The organism is Novosphingobium humi (assembly GCF_028607105.1).
Taxonomy (GTDB): domain Bacteria; phylum Pseudomonadota; class Alphaproteobacteria; order Sphingomonadales; family Sphingomonadaceae; genus Novosphingobium; species Novosphingobium humi.
Window position 1 is genome coordinate 1,036,113 of record NZ_CP117418.1, and the last position, 17,980, is coordinate 1,054,092.

Annotated in this window: 12 protein-coding genes; 2 read left to right on the forward strand and 10 right to left on the reverse strand. The window is 64.3% G+C overall.

From position 1 onward, the window contains the following. Window positions 1-23: 23 nt before the first annotated feature. Window positions 24-2,831, forward strand: coding sequence for a DUF3857 domain-containing protein (locus tag PQ457_RS20495; protein WP_273619653.1), 2,808 nt, complete (start codon window positions 24-26; stop codon window positions 2,829-2,831). 83 nt (window positions 2,832-2,914) lie between these two features. Then, window positions 2,915-3,784, forward strand: coding sequence for a hypothetical protein (locus PQ457_RS20500; RefSeq protein ID WP_273619654.1), 870 nt, complete (start codon window positions 2,915-2,917; stop codon window positions 3,782-3,784). Between the two features lie 31 nt (window positions 3,785-3,815). Here the strand turns inward: PQ457_RS20500 and PQ457_RS20505 are convergent, their stop codons facing one another. From PQ457_RS20505 to PQ457_RS20550, 10 genes are all read right to left on the reverse strand, one after another. Beyond that, window positions 3,816-5,468, reverse strand: a complete 1,653-nt coding sequence (locus tag PQ457_RS20505; protein ID WP_420541000.1) for a sensor domain-containing diguanylate cyclase — start codon at window positions 5,466-5,468, stop codon at window positions 3,816-3,818. A 164-nt stretch (window positions 5,469-5,632) separates the two neighbouring features. After that, window positions 5,633-6,979, reverse strand: a complete 1,347-nt coding sequence (locus PQ457_RS20510) for a hypothetical protein (protein ID WP_273619656.1) — start codon at window positions 6,977-6,979, stop codon at window positions 5,633-5,635. Further along, complete coding sequence (locus PQ457_RS20515) at window positions 6,979-7,911, reverse strand: glycosyltransferase family 2 protein (protein ID WP_273619657.1); 933 nt, start codon at window positions 7,909-7,911, stop codon at window positions 6,979-6,981. Before PQ457_RS20515 ends, PQ457_RS20510 begins: the two co-directional genes overlap by 1 nt. Beyond that, window positions 7,908-9,026, reverse strand: coding sequence for a hypothetical protein (locus tag PQ457_RS20520; protein ID WP_273619658.1), 1,119 nt, complete (start codon window positions 9,024-9,026; stop codon window positions 7,908-7,910). Before PQ457_RS20520 ends, PQ457_RS20515 begins: the two co-directional genes overlap by 4 nt. Then, window positions 9,023-10,921, reverse strand: coding sequence for an SLBB domain-containing protein (locus tag PQ457_RS20525; protein WP_273619659.1), 1,899 nt, complete (start codon window positions 10,919-10,921; stop codon window positions 9,023-9,025). Before PQ457_RS20525 ends, PQ457_RS20520 begins: the two co-directional genes overlap by 4 nt. 70 nt (window positions 10,922-10,991) lie before the next feature. Then, the gene (locus PQ457_RS20530; RefSeq protein WP_273619660.1) at window positions 10,992-11,798 is read right to left on the reverse strand and encodes an aldolase/citrate lyase family protein; all 807 of its coding nucleotides are present in this window, start codon (window positions 11,796-11,798) and stop codon (window positions 10,992-10,994) included. Between the two features lie 27 nt (window positions 11,799-11,825). Further along, entirely contained in the window at window positions 11,826-12,941 is a 1,116-nt protein-coding gene (rfbG, locus tag PQ457_RS20535) for a CDP-glucose 4,6-dehydratase (RefSeq protein ID WP_273620418.1), read from the reverse strand. Beyond that, the gene (gene rfbF, locus PQ457_RS20540; protein WP_273619661.1) at window positions 12,935-13,762 is read right to left on the reverse strand and encodes a glucose-1-phosphate cytidylyltransferase; all 828 of its coding nucleotides are present in this window, start codon (window positions 13,760-13,762) and stop codon (window positions 12,935-12,937) included. The genes rfbG and rfbF overlap by 7 nt, the downstream gene beginning before the upstream one ends. A 37-nt stretch (window positions 13,763-13,799) precedes the next feature. After that, the gene (locus PQ457_RS20545; protein WP_273619662.1) at window positions 13,800-15,419 is read right to left on the reverse strand and encodes an ArnT family glycosyltransferase; all 1,620 of its coding nucleotides are present in this window, start codon (window positions 15,417-15,419) and stop codon (window positions 13,800-13,802) included. A 140-nt stretch (window positions 15,420-15,559) separates the two neighbouring features. Next, the gene (locus tag PQ457_RS20550) at window positions 15,560-17,785 is read right to left on the reverse strand and encodes a TonB-dependent receptor (RefSeq protein ID WP_273619663.1); all 2,226 of its coding nucleotides are present in this window, start codon (window positions 17,783-17,785) and stop codon (window positions 15,560-15,562) included. Window positions 17,786-17,980 lie beyond the last annotated feature (195 nt).

Genomic DNA, 17,980 nt, shown 5'->3' on the forward strand with positions numbered 1-17,980 from the left:
GCAGGCATCATTCAGGGATTTCCATGCGCAAAAGATGGCTCGTTGCCACCGCCTATGCTGCACTCTTGCACTCCTGCCCCGCCCTTGCCGCCGATCAGCCGCTCTATCAGCCCGCGCCCGCATGGGTGGTGGAAAGCAGCCTGCCCAAGGAACTGACCACGCCCGGCGGCGCTCCGCCCAGCGCCTTTGATTTTCAGGAGCGTTTCAGCAAGGGCCAGTCGTGGAACTATGTCGATATCGCCAACCGGATCTCCTCGCCCGAACAACTGACGCAAAATTCGATGATCGCGCTGCCGTGGTTTCCGGACAAGGGCGATCTGATCATCCATGAATTGAGCATCCTGCGCGGAGCCGAAAAGATCGACCTGTTGGCGCAGGGCCAGAAATTCACCGTCCTGCGCCGCGAACAAAGCCTTGAACAGCAGCAATTGACCGGCGTGCTGACGGCGACGCTGGCGGTGGAGGGGCTGCGGATCGGCGATACGCTGCGGCTGCGCCTGTCCAGCACAATGCACGATCCGGCGCTGGGTGGCCATGTGCAATGGGTCAGCCCGCTGCTTTCGCTGCCCGCGCGAACCAGCAAGGCCGGCATGCGCGTGCTCTGGCCCGCGGGCGAGGCGCTGCACTGGAAGCTGATGGCCAACAATGCCGCAACCAGCACCGCCAGCCTTGGCGGCGACACGGTGCTCAATATCACCCTTCCCGCGCCCAAGGCCCCGGAAATGCCCGATGACGCACCGGGCCGCTATCGCCACCCCGCGATGATCGAGGTGTCCTCCTTTGCCTCCTGGACGGATGTGTCGCAAACGGTGGCCCCGCTCTACACGACAGATGGCCCGCTCTTGCCCGACAGCGCGCTGGGCAAGGCCGTGGCGCAAATCACCGCGCGGACGACCGACCCTGTCGAGCGCATCGCGGCCGCCCTGCGCGTGGTTCAGGATGACATTCGCTATCTTGCGCTGTCGATGGATGGCGGCAATTACATCCCCCAACCCGCCGAAAAGACATGGGCGGTGCGTTATGGCGACTGCAAGGCCAAGACGCTGCTGCTGCTGACCATGCTGCATGCGATGCGGATCGAGGCCGAGCCGGTGCTGGCCCATGTCGGGCTGGATGATCTGGTCAAGGACCGCCTGCCCGCGCTCTCCGCGTTCAATCATGTGTTTGTCCGCGCGCGGGTTGATGGTCAGAGCATTTGGCTCGACGGCACGGCGGCAGGCACCAGTCTGGCCGATCTGCGCGATACGCCCGCTATGCGCTATGTCCTGCCCGTCAGAAAGGACGGGGCCGATCTGGAGGAAGTGGTGCGCAAGGCGCCCGCCCGCGCCACCACCGATATGGATCTTGTGATCGATGAAAGCTCCAGCATTGATCTGCCCAGCGTCATCGACGCCCGTCTGACCCTGCGCGGCCGAAACGCGACGGCGCTCTGGCTGATGGCCAATCAGATCGGCGAGAAGGAAAAGTTCGAGTTGCTGCACGGTCTGATGAGCAACATGGTCGGCGAAGGCCAGTTCACCAAACTCGCGCTGACCGAAAACAAGGAAGAGGCGACCGTGACCGTCACCGGGCGCGGGCTGGTTTCGACGCCATGGCGACAGGATGAGAACCGGCGCAAGCGCAATCTTTCCCGCATTCTGGACAAGATCTCGTTCACGCCCGACCGCGCCAGAACCGCATGGGCCGCAATCCCGGTGGCCACCGCCGCCCCGGACAAGGCCCATATTCACGCCCGCCTGCGCCTGCCGGACGGCGGGCGCGGCTATACGATGGAGGGCAGCGCGTCCTTTTCCGGCGAGGTGGCCGGATACAGGATGGAGCGGCAGACCACCCTGGCCGGTGACGAGGTCATTCTGGACGAAAGCCTGAGCAGCAGCGCGGCCGAAATCGCCCCCGCGCGCATCCCTGCCGAAAGGGCGCTGGCCGCGCAGGCGCTGTCGGCCGGCCCCCGCCTGCTGGCCCCGCAGGATGCATTGCGGCGATGGGATCTGCCCCTTGCCGCCAAGGCGCCGGGCACCCAGCTTGCCGCGGTCACGACCCTTTTCAAAGCGGCGGTCAGCGAAAGCGAGCCTGAGGACATATCGGCTCTGGCGGGACAAGCCAGCTTCCTCAAAGGCATCGGCGACTATCCCGGCGCCATCGCCAGTTGGACGCAGGCCATCGCCAAGGCGCCTGCGGCCGAAAACTATGTCAACCGCGCCAATCTTGAGGTCCAGACCGGCGATCTGGCGGCCGCGGCCAAGGATGCCGAAGCGGCCAGGGCGCTCGATCCTTCCGATGTCGGCGCGCTCAATCTGGCCGCCGACATTGCCGCGCGGCGCGGCGATCTGACCAGCGGGGTGGCCATGCTGGACGAGCGCATTTCGCTGGCCGGAAAGGAAAAGGACGGCATCCTGCTGGATAGGGCGATGCTGATCGCATCGTATGGCGATGTTCAGGAAGGGCTGGCCCAAATGGACACGCTGATCGCGAAAAAGCCGGGCAATCCCGAACTGTTGAACGCGCGATGCTGGGCCAAGGCCTCAAGGCAGGTCCAGATCGACACCGCACTCAAGGATTGCACCAGCGCGATCGAGCTGACCGACAATTCGGCCCCGATCCTCGACAGCCGCGCGGTGGTATGGCTGCGCATGGGCCGGCTGGATGCGGCGCTGAGCGATCTGGACGCGGCGCTGCTGCAAAATCCCTCGCAGGGGGAAACCAGACTGGTGCGCGCCATCGTGCTCAAGAAATTGGGCCGCATGGCCGAGGCGCAAAGAGAACTCGCCAGCGCCCGGCGGCTCCTGCCCAATGTGGAGAATGAATACAAGCGCCACGGGCTGGTCTATTGATAGAAGAAGGCGACACATACGGGCCAGATCGCGCGCCGGATAACTGTGGGCGACCATGCAAAGACAAAGGTGATGGGGCGGCAATGAAGACCCGATACAGAAAGCTGCTGCTGGCGGCGACGGTGCTGACGATGGTTGCGGGTTGCAGCAAGCAGGAGGAAGCCACCGGTCCGGCCCCGTCGGACAGCAAGGCCGAGGATCTGTCCGGCCCCCGGATCGATCCCGCCGCCGCGCCCGGCGTGGCCTTTCGTTATGGCTACACCTTCCTGTTGCCCGACGCGGCGATTGCCACGGTGCAGGAGGCCCATGCCGCCGCTTGCGAAAAACTGGGGCCGGGCCAGTGCCGCATCACCGGGATGCGGTATCAATTGCTGGACAATGACCGGGTTTCGGCCTCGCTCGAATTCAAACTGGCCCCCGCTCTGGCGCGCGGCTTTGGCAAGGAGGGCATTGCCGCTGTTCAGAGGGCGTCAGGCAGGCTGGTCGATTCCGAAATCACGGGCGAGGACGCGGCCGCCAAAATCTCGGCCTCGCAGCAGCGCAGCCAGTCAATTCAGAGGCAGATCGCGGAATCGGAGCGCAAACTGGCCGCGCTCAAGCCCAATGAACGCGGGCAGGAGGCATTGCGCTCGCAAATCGCCGATCTGCGCGAGCGGATCACGCAGGAAAAATCGGCCCAGATCGAGAGCGCGGACCTGCTGGCCAATACGCCGATGCGTTTCGACTATCGCGGCGAGGACGGCTTTAGCTTTGGCGGCAACCCCATCCGCGATGCCGCCCATGCCGGATGGATCAGCGTCACGACCATGATCAGCATGGTGCTGCTGGGTCTGGCCTATGGTCTGCCGTGGGCGGTGCTGGGCACGGGCGCGCTTTTGCTGTGGCGCTGGCAACGCTTTGCCGATTTGCGAAGGAGGCTGTTTGGCCCCGCATCCGACCGCGACAGGCCCTAGGGCGCGCTGACCTGCGCCCCGGCGGGCCGGTTCATGCCCGCAGGCGGACCGCATCGCGGCCCTGCGCCTTGACCTCGTAGAGCGCTTCATCGGCGGTGCGGAACAACTGGGCCTTGCCCCAGCCGGGCATCATCTGCGCGATGCCGCAGCTGAGCGTCACATGCTCGGGATGTCCGCCCTCGATCAGGCCGTTGAGCTGGCGGCACCTGTCCAGAATGCGGCGGCAGACCTTGGCCGCCGTGGTGGCATCGGCGCGGAACAGGATCGCGAATTCATCCCCGCCGATGCGCCCCACAAGGTCTGTCGCCCTGGTCTCCGCCCGCAGGAATTGGCCGATCCGGGAGAGGACTTCATCGCCCCTGTCATGGCCGAAGCGGTCATTGATTTCCTTGAAATAATCAACATCAATCAACGCCAAAGAGCAGGTGACGCCCTCCTTGAGCACCTCATGTACACCCTGATGGAACCCGGCCCGGTTGAGAATCTGTGTCAGATCGTCGGTAAACACTTTCCTCGTCAGTTCCCTTTCGCGCAACGCGCGGGCGGTGATGTTGTGGAAAGTGATCACCGCCCCCGAACCGGCGGAAACCGGGTCGAGCAGGGCAAAGGAAGCCTCTACGCAAAAACCTTGTCGTGATTGCAGTTCGACCACCGTGTCGCGGCCATCAAGAAACCCTTCGAGTTCGGGCCATTTTTCGGTCAGCTGCGTCAACGTGACGCCGACCAGACGGTCTGCTGCCATGTCCAGCATGGCTTGGGTCGGCCCGCCCGCAAAAATGCAGCAGCCATGCCCGTCGAACCCCAACACGGCATCGGGGCTATTGGCCAGAATCATCCGGATGGATTTGTCGCGGTCGTCAAGCTTGGCCGAAAATTCCGCCCGCGAGGTGATGATCGCCACAACGGTCAGGCAGGTGGCCAGCGTCATGATCAGATAGAATTGGAAGAAGGCCGACTTGGTCAACAGATCGCCATCCATCAGCGCAATCGGCCCCCGGTCCGCGATGGTGGCCAGCGTGCCGATAATGGCCGTGATGAGTATGCCGGCCTTGATGCCATGGCGGCCCAGCGGAAAGGTCAGCAGGACGAGCGCGCAGACCGGCAAAAACAGCAGCGGCATCTCGCCCTGCATGAAAACCAGATGGACCAGCGCGGCATAGCCTGCAAGCAGCCCGAACATTTTCCACCGCTGCGCAACGCTTTTGCCGCGATGGAACCGGGCATAGGAACCGTCCCAGATCGAGTTGAAAAAAGGCGTGGCCACCACAATGCCCAGAGCATTGCTGAAAAACCATCGCGTGAAGGAGGGCGTGAAAGGCTGCTGATAGAGGGCCATGGTGGTCAGCGAGCCAAGCAGGCCGCCAACGGCGGGCGTGATCAGCCCGCCCCACAGCACGAAAAGACCCAGCGTCCGCATGTCGGACAGGATGCTGGACGTGGCCAGTCGGCGTTGCAGGAAAATGGCCGCCACCCATGCCTGTCCGATGTTGATCGCGCCATAAAGGATGTGGCCCCATGCAAAACCGCGCACCACATCATTGGCCAGATGGTTGGCGATCAGACCCGCGACAAGCACAGGGCGCCATTGCGAACGCGGCAATTGCAGCAGCAGCGCAAGGACAACGGCGTCGGCGATCCAGATCGTGGCATGGTTGCGTCCGTCGCTGGTCAAACGGAGGGTCAAAGCCGCCAGACAAAAATAGGCGATGCCCACGTAAAGCGCGCGCATATAGCTGGGAGCCCGATCGGGAGAAGGGGAGCAATCAGCATTCATGAGTGGTAAGTGGTAAATCAGACCGCTTGATATTACCATAAGCGCGCAGGCCGTTATATCCGAAGTGGATATATTTACCGCCGCCTCCCACCATTCGTGCTTGCCCCCACACCCCCGCCACAGCGCAGATCCCGCCACACCACCCCCACCGTATGCAGCGCCAGCAAAGCCGGGGCCAGAATGACCAGCAAGGGCCGCAAAAACATGCCCAGCCCGATGCCATGCTGCACCGACACCGTATGTCCGGCCAGAAAACTGTCCTGAACCATGGGAGCAATGGTGCTGAGCACGATGTCGCCGGGGATGCAGAGCAAATAGGCGATGATGATTGCCGCAGGACGCAGCAGCCCTTGCCAGCGCTCCATCATCACGAAAAACAGGATCAGACAGATCGTGTATCCGCCCGCTTCGGAGGTGATCAGCGCCAGCGCCACCCCAAACAGCGTGGCGCGAAAGGGCGGCACCAGACCGGGGCGCAGCCATGTCGCGGCCGCGCCCGCCAGAATGATCGCCTGTCCGCCGTGAACCGCCACCGCCACGATCCTGCCGCCCGTCTCGACGATCTGTGAACCGATCAAGGTGGAAATCGGAAAATCCTTGCCGTCCAGCAGCGTGGCGAGCGGCGCATAGGAGGCGGCATACCACACGTCCAGCACCCCGGCGGCGTTGCCCCCACGCGCAAAGGCCAGAACATTGGCGACAACCTCGCCGGGCGTGCCGATGCCCAGCAGCAGGTAGGAGGCAAGATAGACAAGGACCGTAACCAGCAGCCCCCCCTCGAACCAGCGCCAGCGGCGGCGCAGCAATTGCGCCGCCAGCGCCGAAATCAGATAGACCTTGAGATTGATCATCACCGCCAGCGCCAGCCAGCGCAGCCGCGCCGAGCGCAGCACACGGCCAAAGGCCAGAACCATGCAGGCAAAGGCCAACAGCACCAGATTGCCGCGTTCGAGGCCATAAAGCAGCGGCATCCCGGCCACCAGCGCAAAGGCACGCGGCAGAGCGGTGCGCCGGTCCATCCTGACAAATGCCCATGCGACCAGCACCGCATCAAGCAGATACAGGGCATGGATCGCCCCAACCCCCACCCAGTCGCACAAGCGCAATTCCGGGCCGGGCAAAGGCCCCCTGTAACATTGCGGCAGGCCCAGAACCTTGAGGATCACAAAGCTGAGCGGTGGATAGATCGAGGCCCAACTGTCATAGATGCCGCGATCATGCGCCCACCATGCCGTGTTGAACCAATCCATCCAGGTATCGGAGGATTCATAGAAAAACGGCTGGGGCAGATAGCCCAGATGCCAAGCCCGCCAGAGATCGGACAGCCCGGCCAGAGCGACACAGGCCGCCAGCAGCCATTCGCCCAACAGGCCGCGGGGCCGGGCGGCCCCCGCGTCACGCCAGGTTTCATCGACGGCCATCAACAGGCTTCAGGGAAATTGACGCGCTCACTCTCGATCACCAGAGGCATGCGGCGGGTTCTTTCCGAGATCAGGCGGACATGGTCGCCCATCAGGCCCAGAAAACCGAAAATCAGCGCGAATTGCATCTGAAGCGCCGCGCCGATCAGCCAGCCTGCCACCGGGCGCCCCGTGGAAAAGGCGCCCAGCCCGCCCAGCATCATGAACAGCGCGACCAAGGCCCCCGCCAAGCCCAGATAAAGCGGAAAGCGCAGCAGGCGTTTGGACGATCCTGTCCATCCCGCCACGGCCCAATCAGGCAAGGCAAAGAGATGGCACTTCGCCCTGCCCGCCCACCCTCGATAGTTAACTGTTTCAAGCGCAAACCCCGTTTCCACCAGCAGTCCGCGACAAAAGGGTTCCGGATCGTTGAGCGCCCTGATCGCTTCAACCGCGCGGCGGCTGTAGAGGCCGAAACGGGGAGCCTTGGGGATAGCCGGAAAAACGTCGGGACCGGCGGCGAGCCCATGGAATATGGCCCCCACCACCCCGCGCAGCCGCCCGCCTTCCTTTTTCTCACACACACCCAGCACGATATCGGCACCCGCCTGCCAACGGCGGACAAAATGGGGCAGCAGGTCGGGTGGATCCTGAAAGTCGGCCCCCATGACGATCACCGCCCGCCCGGCTGCGGCAAGAACCGCGTGCGCGGGCGAACGTATCCGGCCAAAATTGCGCGTAGTGGCGATCAGGCGGATACGCGGTTCGGCCGCGCACAAGGCGCGGATGAGCGCCGCCGTGCGGTCGGTGGACCGATTGTCGATGAAGATGAGGTCGAAACTGGCCCCAAGGCTTTCCATCTGGTCGATCACCGCCTCGGCGACGGCAAGGACATGCTGCTCGTCGTTATGACAGGGGATGACCACCGAAATGTCGGGCACGGCCCGCTTCACGGCACGGCCTTGCGCGCCGCCGATGGCGGACAGGCCAGATAGAGTTCGATCGCCCCCCCGCCGCCCAGCACCAGCAGGAGCAGCGCCAGCGCCCAGGTGTTGAATTGCCGCGCCGGATCGAGATAGGGTGCCTCAAGCAGCCGTATATTGACCGATACCACCAGCGCCTCGGCCAGCGTGCCCTGAAGATTGCGCTTATAGGTGTCATACATCATCTGGGCGAGTTCGAGTTCGCGGCGCAGGGCCATGCCCTGGCTGGTCTGGGCGACGATATTGCCGACCGAACCCTTGGCCTGCGCGGCATTCGATCCGGCCTGACTCGCGCGGTTGCGAAGGGCGGCCAGTTCCGCCTCGGCCTTGCGCAGGTGAAAATTGCTTTCGGTGGCGAAATGCCGCAGCCCTTCGATCTCGGCCTGTTTGGCCGCGATCATGTCGTCCAGCGCGGGCACGCGCCCCGATGCCTGAAGCGCATTGACCAGAGGGTCGCCGGTCCCTGTGCGCAGGCGATAGGCGTCATAGGCAGCCTGCGCCCGCGCAAGTCGGGCGTCGGCCTGCGCCAACACCTGTTCCAGCGCGTCCCGGCGGGCGATGTTCTGGTCGCGGTTGACGATGGCCATCTGCTGGCGGATCGCATCGGCATAGGCCCGGATCAGGTCCAACGCCAGCGCATCGTCATGCTGGTATGTATCGATCTCGATAATCCCCCCGCGCAGCGTCCTTGCATCCACCTCGCGCTCCAGCCAGCGCAAGGTCGCCTGCTCGCCCTTGCCCAGCCGCGCGGGCAGGTTGAGACGGCGCGCGACGATCTGGCGGACATAGACGCTGTGGGCGACCTGAAGGCTTGTCTCGATCAATGTCTGGGTGCTGAGCCCGCCGCCCGATCCGAGCAGCGACAGCGCCCCCAGACCCGTGCTGCTGGCCGCCTGATTGACCCCCATCGTCGCTGGATCGACGGGTGTAAGCGTAACGGCGGCGCGGTGATTGGCGGGAAACACCGCCAGCAGCCCCAGCACGCCGACCGCCCCGGCCAGCACCAGACGGCGGCGCAAGGCATCCTGCGCCCAGCGATGCCGCGCCAGCGATCCGACAAGACCATAGCCCTTGCCCATGCTCACAGCGCCGCCACCGCCGCCGCGCTCAATCCCATCTGGAAAACCATCTGGGTGATGTCGCGTATCTTGGTCAGCACGGTGGAAGGCATGGCGCGCACCGGCACGAAAATCACATCGCCGGGCTGCACCTGCGCATGGAGCACGCCCTTGCGCCGCGACAGGACATCGCCATTGGCGCGTACGACGAAAATGCCGCCCCTGTCGGCCAGACGCTGGGCGCCCCCGGCCCGGTCGATGAATTCACGGACCGTTTGCGGCGGTTCACCATGCAGCGAGAAGGATGCCGGGCGATAGACCGCGCCAAACACGCCCACCGTGTCGATCCGCGCCGGGATCAGGATGTGGTCGTTGTTTTCCAATGTCAGATCGCCCGGCAAGCCTTGCGCGCCGACCGGCAGGTTGAGCACCAGCCGCCCGTCCGGCTCGGTCTGGCGCAGGCGCTGGACCAGCGTATGCACGGCCGCGACCTGCGCCTGCTTGTCGCCCGCGGCAGCCAACGCGCTGGACACCAGCGAGGTCTCCATCTGGTCGAGCGCGGTCTGATAATTCTCGCGCTGCTGTTCGCGCACCGACAGGCGGGTCAGCCGGGTTCCATAGGCAAAGGCCTTGGGCGTCAGGCCGCCTGCCATGTCCAGCACCCGCGCCAGCGGGGTGCCCGGAGCGACGAAATAATTGCCGGGATGATTGACCTCGCCCTCCAGCCGCACCAGCACCGACTGGCGCTCGACCGGGCGGACCAGCGCGCCCTTGTTGACAATCTGAAGGATGTCGCCGCCCACAGCCGGGGTCGCGACCAACGCGGCGCGATCCAGCGTGCGGCTGCCCACAGTGTCCCTGTCGGACAGGCGATAAAGCACGCCCCGTCCATCATCGGCCAGTTGCGAAGGCCCCCCGGCCATGGCCAGCACCTGCTCCAGCGTTTCGCCGGGGCGGATCTCATAGATCGCCTCCTCATTGATGCTGCCGATGGCGGCCACCTGCGGCCCGACCGGCGGAATGAACAGCACATCCTCGTTCTGAAGCACGGCATCGCCCTCGCGGCTACCCCGCCGCAGCACGTCATAAAGGTCGAAATCACGCAGTTCCTGGCCGTTGCGATAGAGTTTGACGCTGCGGAAGGAGCCGCCCGCATTGGGGCCGCCCGCCGCCAGCACGGCATTGAGCAGGGTCGAGAGGCTGGAAACGGTATAGACACCGGGGGTCTGGGCAAAGCCTGTGACATAGACCCGGATGCCATGCAGGCGCCGGATGCTGACGGTTGCGTCAAAGCCGCGGAACTGTGTGCCGATGGCGGCGGCCACGCGTTCCTTCAGATCGCGGTAATGCACCCCGGCCAGTTGCACCGCCCCCACATGGGGCAGGAATATCCGGCCCTCGCGGTCGACGGTGAATTCCGCGCTGCCCTCGACCGATCCCGTCATGGCAACGGCAATCACATCGCCGACATTGATCGCATAATCGGGCGGGATGGCCGTGGTGGCGGGCGCCATGAAATCATGCGCCGAGGGCACCAACAGATTGGCGCCGAAGCGGTGGATCGGATGGCCGGTGATCCTTTGCAGCCAGATCTCGAATTCGCCCGACGCGCCGGCGGCAGGACGAACCGGCGGCGTGGCATTGGCGCGCATATCGGCCTGATCGGCGGGCGAGGCCACGGGGGATATCGCGGCCGAAAGGCCGGACGATCCGCCCAATTGCACCGGTTCATAGCCCGGCCCGCTCGGTGATGCCGTGGCCGCAGGCGCCGAGGCCGCCGCCGAACCAGAAGCCCCGCTGACCGCGCCGCTGGCAAGCGCGCCCGCCAATGCCGTGCCCGACTGGGCCGCCGCGCTGTGCGGCTGGATCAGGCCCGCCGCCACGCAAAGGCAAAGGCCCGCCACTTCCATGGCGCCCATCATTTTCCGGGACTTTGCTCCGGCCATCGTCATGGGGGAAAACTTTCTCAACAGAAACAGGATGCGGCCCGGTTCAGACCGCGGCCGCGACTTTGGCCGCGCCGTGCCTGCGCGCCTCCATCATGGCGATGCGGGCGGCGTCCTCCTCGGCAATGCCACGATAGAAATCCCGCTTGTTCTTGAGCCAGAGCAGCTCAAAGGCGATGGCCGCCTCCATCCCCGCCTGCGCGCGCCCATCGTCGAGCACGGCAGCATCAAAGACCACCTTGCGGGTTTCGAAACGGTCCAGCCGCGCCTGTCTGGCCCCGGCCAGCAAAGGCAGGGAATCAGGCGAAACCCCGCCGCCCACCACCAGTTCCAGACCGCGCGCCTTGGCGACATGGGCAACCTGTCGGACATAGCGGGCCATGTCCGGGCTGTTGACGAAGCCCCGGTCGTGGCCCATCGAGCCTGCGAAATCGACGCGCCCGAACACGAAACCGACCCGCCCCTGCTGCGCCGTCTCGCTCATATCGGCCAGATGGGCAAAGGCGGTGCGGGTTTCGATGTTGAACAGGAATGACATGTCGTTCTGCTCGTCGGCGGGGAACACCTTGTCCTTGGCCGCGATGAATTTCGAGAGCGCATAGGGCGTCTCGACCATCGGGGCGATGATGTGATCCACCCCGTACTGGCGCGCCTCGATCAGATCGCGGACAGCTTCGCAGCCGCCGATCTTGAGCGCGACCTTGAGCCCGGCCCGCCGCGCCAGTTCGAGCAGGCGCAGGAATTCATCGCCGCGCGTGCCTTCGGCTTCAAACTCGGCCTTCACCGCGACAAAACCGTGGCATTTTCTGCCTTCAGAAAGGATGCGCAGCATGGATTTTTCGTAACTGTTCATGGGATTGCTCCGGCTGTGCGGGACAGGTCACGCCGGCCATGGCCGGTGCGTTGGCGAAAGGGCCGCCTGAAAGGCGACGCGATAGGCGGCCAGTTGTATGAGGCTCAAGGCGCGGGGGTCTTCGCCCGCCGCCACCCCTTTGTGCCATGCCGCGATACGGTCGAGCGCTTCGCCAAGGCCCCATGCAGGCCGCCAGCCCAACATGGTGCGCGCCTGGGAGCAGTCGAGCTTGAGCATATGCGCCTCATGCGGCCCCTCGGCATCAGGCGACCTGTCCCACCCCTGCGCGCCCCAGACGTGGGTCAGGCGATCCGCGATCCAGCCCACGGGCCGCGCGTCTTCCTCGACCGGGCCGAAATTCCAGCCGGTGGCCGCCCATGCCTCGCCGCGCGCCAGCGCCTCGGCGATCAGCAGATAGCCGCCCAAAGCCTCCAGCACATGCTGCCATGGCCTCATGGATCGGGGGTTGCGGATCATGGGCCGCCCGCCGGCCAGCAGCGCGCGCACAATATCGGGCACAAGCCGGTTTTTGGCCCAATCGCCCCCGCCAATGACATTGCCCGCCCGCACGGAGGCCAGCAGAGGCGCACCCGGTGCCGAAAAGAAACTGCGCCGATAGGCCGCGATCACCAGTTCGGCCGCGCCCTTGCTGGCCGAATAGGGGTCATGGCCGCCCATCGGATCACCCTCACGATAGGGCCAGATCCATTCGCGGTTGTCATAGCATTTGTCGCTGGTGACACAGACGATGGCCTTGAGATCAGGCGCGCGGCGACAGGCGTCCAGCACATGGACCGTGCCCTGAACATTGGCGGCAAAGGTTTCGACCGGCATGTCATAGGACAGGCGCACCAAAGGCTGCGCGGCCAGATGGAAAACCACCTCGGGCGCGGCAAGGGCGATGGCGGCCTCGACAACGGCCTGATCGCGAATATCGCCCTCGATATGCGTCAGTCCCTCGGCAATCAGGGCCTGCCGGAAAAAGCTGGGATCCTCAGCGGGCAGCGCCAGCCCGGTGATCTCGGCCCCCATCGCCTCCAGCCACAGCGCCAGCCAACCGCCCTTGAAGCCGGTATGGCCGGTCAGCAGCACGCGGCGTCCGCGCCAAAAGGCGGGATCGTGGGGCGCGGCGCGGCTCACCATATTTTCCACGGCGCGCGCCCTTCGGCCCACAGGCGTTCAAGCAAATGCTTGTCGCGCAGCGTATCCATCGGTTGCCAGAAACCCTCGTGGCGATAGGCCATCAACTGTCCGCTGCCCGCCAGTGTTTCGAGCGGATAATCCTCCCACACCTGCTGCGGCCCCGAAATCAGGTCGATCACGCCAGGGTCCAGCACAAAGAACCCGCCGTTGATGAACCCGCCCTCGGCGGCGGGCTTTTCCTTGAAGCTGGTGACGGCATCGCCGGCAAACTCGAGCGCACCAAACCGCGCAGGCGGGGTGACGGCGGTCACGGTCGCCTGTCTGCCATGGGCCTTGTGAAAGGCGATCTGCGCGGTGATATCGATGTCGGCGACACCATCGCCATAGGTGAAGCAGAAAGGCTCGCCCGGCGTCAGAAAGCGGCGCACGCCCCACAGGCGCCCGCCCGTCTGCGCATCCGGGCCGGTATCGACCAGCGTCACCCGCCAGGGCTCGCATTTGGCCTCATGGACCTCGACCCCGTTGCGGGCCAGATCGATCGTCACATCGGCGGCATGGAGGAAGTAATTGGCGAAGAACTCTTTTATGACATAGCCTTTATAGCCGAGGCAGATCACGAAATCGCTGATCCCATGGGCCGCATAGATCTTCATGATATGCCAGAGGATCGGCATACCGCCGACCTCCACCATCGGTTTGGGACGCAGCGAGGTCTCCTCGCCCAATCGCGTGCCCAGACCTCCTGCAAGAATTACCGCCTTTGTCACCGCATTTTCCAGACAATGCTTTTCCGTCACGCCAAAGCGCTTGTGGAATTTCATGGTAAAGTGGATATCAGGCGGAATTTTCCTGAGAAATTCACATTTTTATCATGTTCTTTTCAAAGGACAGGACATGAATTACAGGGCCGGTGCTTTTTCCCGGCTCCGCGCGAAATATGGCAACAATCCGCCCCTGCGCCAAAAGGCGGCGATAGGCGGCATATTCCTCAGGAAAATCGGCGCTTTCGGCGGCATAGCGGCCATATTGCGACAGGATGGCGAAATCGGCCCTGCATGTCGCCGCGCGGGCGGGCGCCATTGTGCCGTAATCGACATTGGACCGCCCGGCCCGGCCCTGTTCGATTGCGCCATAGTCCACCTTGCCGTGAAGCAGCCCCTTGGCATCCAGACAACCGGCCTTGCCCAAAGGGAACAGCAGCCGCCAAGGCTGAGCATAAAGATCGAAACCGAAATGCTCGATCATCACGGTCGAGCCGGGCGGCATATGGCGGATCGCCCAGGCCGATGCCTGCTGCCTTGTGTCATGGGTCCGCGCGCGCGCCTGCACCAGATCGGCGGCGGCCAGCGGCAAGGCGAGCGCACCGCCAAGGATGCCCGCCAAAATCCACGATGATCCGGGCCGCAGCCACCTTGCCACGCCATATTCGGCCAAGGCCGTCAGCGCGCGCGCCGCGGCCAGCGACAGCAGGGGCAGCAGGGGCAGCGCCCAACGCTCCCATACAAGATGCTGAAATATCAGCAGCGCGACAAAGCCGGCCAGCACCGGCAAAACCAGCAGCCGCGCCTCAACCGAGCGCGCCGACAAGGCGATCCCGGCCGCCGCCAGCGCCAGCCCGCCAATCCCCATCGCGCGCCGCAAGGGCCCGCCAAGATACCACAGGAGGTTTTCCAACGGCGTTCCGCCCGTCGCGCCCAGATGACGCACCTGCACCTCGCCCGCCAGATTGCGGATTACGACATCATGGGCCAGCACCAGATAGGGCGAGACCAGCAGCAGGGTGACAAGCGCCATGCAGGAAAAGCCGATCATGGCGCGTATCGCCTGCGCCATGGCCAGGCGGCGGCGCGCGGTTTGGGCGATCAGGATGGCCGGCATGGCCGCCCCGCCCATCGCAAAAGGCCATTTGGTGGCCACCGCCACGCCAAGCCACATGGCCGCCTTGATCAGATCGCGGCGCGAGGGATCGCGATAATAGCGCAGCGAGGCCAGCAGGCCCAATTGCATGAAGACGGTGGCCATCACATCCGACCGCACAATCTGCGACCAGCCCACCGCCACCGGACTGACCGCCAGCAGCAGCGCGGCCAGAACGGCCGCCACCGGCCCGAACAGCGCGCCCGCCATCCGCGCGGTCAGCGCCACGCTGGCCGTGCCGAACAGGGCCATGGCCACCCGGCCCGGCAGGATCAGCAGACCCGGATCGGTAAAGGCGGCGGCGGCAAAATCCCGGACCGTTAGAAACCGGCCCATTGCATGGCCCACCAGATAGACCGCCATATTGATCAGCGAAAGCAGATACATGGTCGTCGTGGCCGGATGGCCAAACCAGCCCGGATTGAGGGAATGGCTGCGCAGCATCCGCAAAGCGCCCAGTTCGAACATCAGTTCGTCGGGATCGTTGATCGCGGGCAGTCCAAAACCGATATGATTCAGCCTCAGACAGAGGGCCGCGATCAGGATGGCAAGAACCAGCATCCTTTTTGAAAATTCCGTCATACCGCCATCCAGACCCCCGCCCTGTCGGGATTAGGGATGGGCTGTTTCGACGAAATTTCGTGAATGTTTCAAAAGGCGGCAAGGCCGCGCTGGGATGATCAGCGCGGCCAGATGAGCCATCAGAAGTGATAACCGACCGAAACGCCGTAAAGGCGCGGCTCGCCCGAAAAACCGACCGAGGAACCATTGGGCAGATAGAGGATCGTGCGGCGATAGGCCTTGTCCGCCAGATTGGTGACATAGGCCGAAACGCGCACCGCGCCGATATCCACCCCCGCGCGCAGGTTGAGCAGGCCATAGGCGGCCTCCTCGGTCAGCGGCATGCCCGCACCATAGGCGATATTGCCCTGGCCCGGCTCGTGGAAGAAACGGGTCATATAGCTGTATTCGGCCCGCAGCGTCAGTTCGCGGCCTGCGCCCAGCGCGATGCGCTGTTCGGCATTCAGGCTGAGCGAATGTTTGGGCGCGCGCACCATTGTCGTGTTCGAGAAATCGGTGGTCGCATTATAGATGAACTGGTCATACTTGGCGTCCAGATAGCCATAGGCCAGCCCCAGCGTGGTGCGCGCGGTGGGATGCGCGGTGATTTCCAGCTCCAGCCCCTTGATCGTCGAACTGGCCGCATTGGCGATCAGGGGCGTGGCCGAACTGACCGAGCCGATGATGCGCGCCACCTGCAGGTTCTTGTAATCATACCAGAAGAAGGCGCCGTTGACGCGCAAAGCGCGGTTCAGCCAGTCGGTCTTGAACCCGGCCTCATAGGCGGTCAGATATTCGGGCTGGAACGTGGAATTGGCCACGGCCAGCGTAAAGGGAATATACTGAAACCCGCCGCCCTTATAGCCGGTGGAATAGCTGGCATAGACCTTGGCGTCGCGGCTCAGCTTGTAATCGACCACCACGCGCGGATCGGCGCTGGAGGAAGACAGGTGGTTGGTGGTGGCAAAGGGCACCGCGATCAGCGGCAGGCCGGGGTTGGTGTTGGTGCCCGACTGGTTGGCCCATTTCGTGTCGTTCGAATAGCGCCCGCCCAGCGTCACCGTCAGCCGGTCATTGATATGCACCGCCGCCTGGCCGAACACCGCCCAGGCATTGGCGCCATAAGTCGAGGCCGAAACGTCCACCGCGCTGGTGGTGACGGTGTAATAGGCCCAGTTCTTGCCCATCGGGAAAGTGTCGATGCGGCTGGAGCCGTCGTGATAGTAATAGGCGCCCAGGATCCAGTCCACCTTGCCGCCAAAGGACAGGCCGCCTCCCGGCGCCGAGGTGAGGCGCAATTCCTGCGTGAACTGGTTCGAACGCTCATTGGTCAATTGCTGGAGCACGTCCAGCGAGGAGCCTTCCAGCTCACGCCCGTCATAGCTGTCGAGATGGCGCAGCGCGGTGATCGAGGTGATAGAAAGATCATCCAGCGCATAATCGATCTTGGCCGAATAGGTCTGGGCATGGCGGCTGAGCACCGGGTCATGGACCAGATAGCCTTCGTAGAGCGATTTGGGCGGGGTGGCGGTAAAGCCCGCCCCGGCAAAGAACACGGCGTTCGGGTTGGTCGAGGTGCCCTGATTGAACCCGGCAAAAGCGGCCTTGTTGCCATCGACCATGAAATCGGCGCCAAGGTCGATTTTCAGCCCGTCCACCGGCTTGAGCGTCACGCGGATCCGTCCGCCGGTGTTGTCCAGCCCCTGAAAACGGTTGCCCGTGGTCAGATTGGTCGAATAGCCGTCGCGCTGGGTGGTCCAGAGCGCCACGCGCGCCATCACCTTGTCGCCCACGATGGGCCCGCCGACCGCGCCGAACAGGTTCCACCCGTTGTAATTCGACACGCCGCCCTCAAAATCGCCCGTCAAGTGGTCGGTGGGGGCCTTGGTGATGACATTGATCGCGCCGCCGATCGTGTTGCGGCCATAGAGCGTGCCCTGCGGCCCGCGCAGCACCTCGATGCGCTCCACATCCTTCATTGCGCCGAAACTGCCCGAAGAGCGCCCATAATAGACATCATCGGCAAACACGCCCACCGAGCTTTCCGAGCCCGGATCGAAGGAGCGGGTGCCGATACCGCGAATATAAAGCTGGGGCCGGACCGCGCCAAAGCTGCCGAAATAGAAATTGGGCACTTGCGTGGCGATATTGCCGAGGTTGACGATGCCGGTCTTGGCGATCTGGTCGCCGCCAAGAGCGGTCAGGGCCACGGGAATGGATTGCGCGGTTTCCTTGCGGCGCTGGGCGGTAACGACAATATCGGCGGCCTGCGCGCCGGGAGCGGCCTCCTGCGCCATGGCGGGCGCGGCATGGGCCGTCATGGCCAGCGCAAGGCCGGCGGTCGATTTCATCAATAGCGTCTTCATGAATGCTCTCCCCTGTTTCGGCCCATCCGGCCCTGTGTTCGCAAAGCGTGCGGGGGCGTTCGGCCCAGCGCCGCATCCGGCGCCTGCCGCTTTGCCTGTGATGCATGGAATTTCTCCGGTCCCGCCATCAACGGCCCGGCCTATGCCGACATCATCGCCCCCATTGGCCCGATGCGGCTTGTCTCCCTGTGTCTG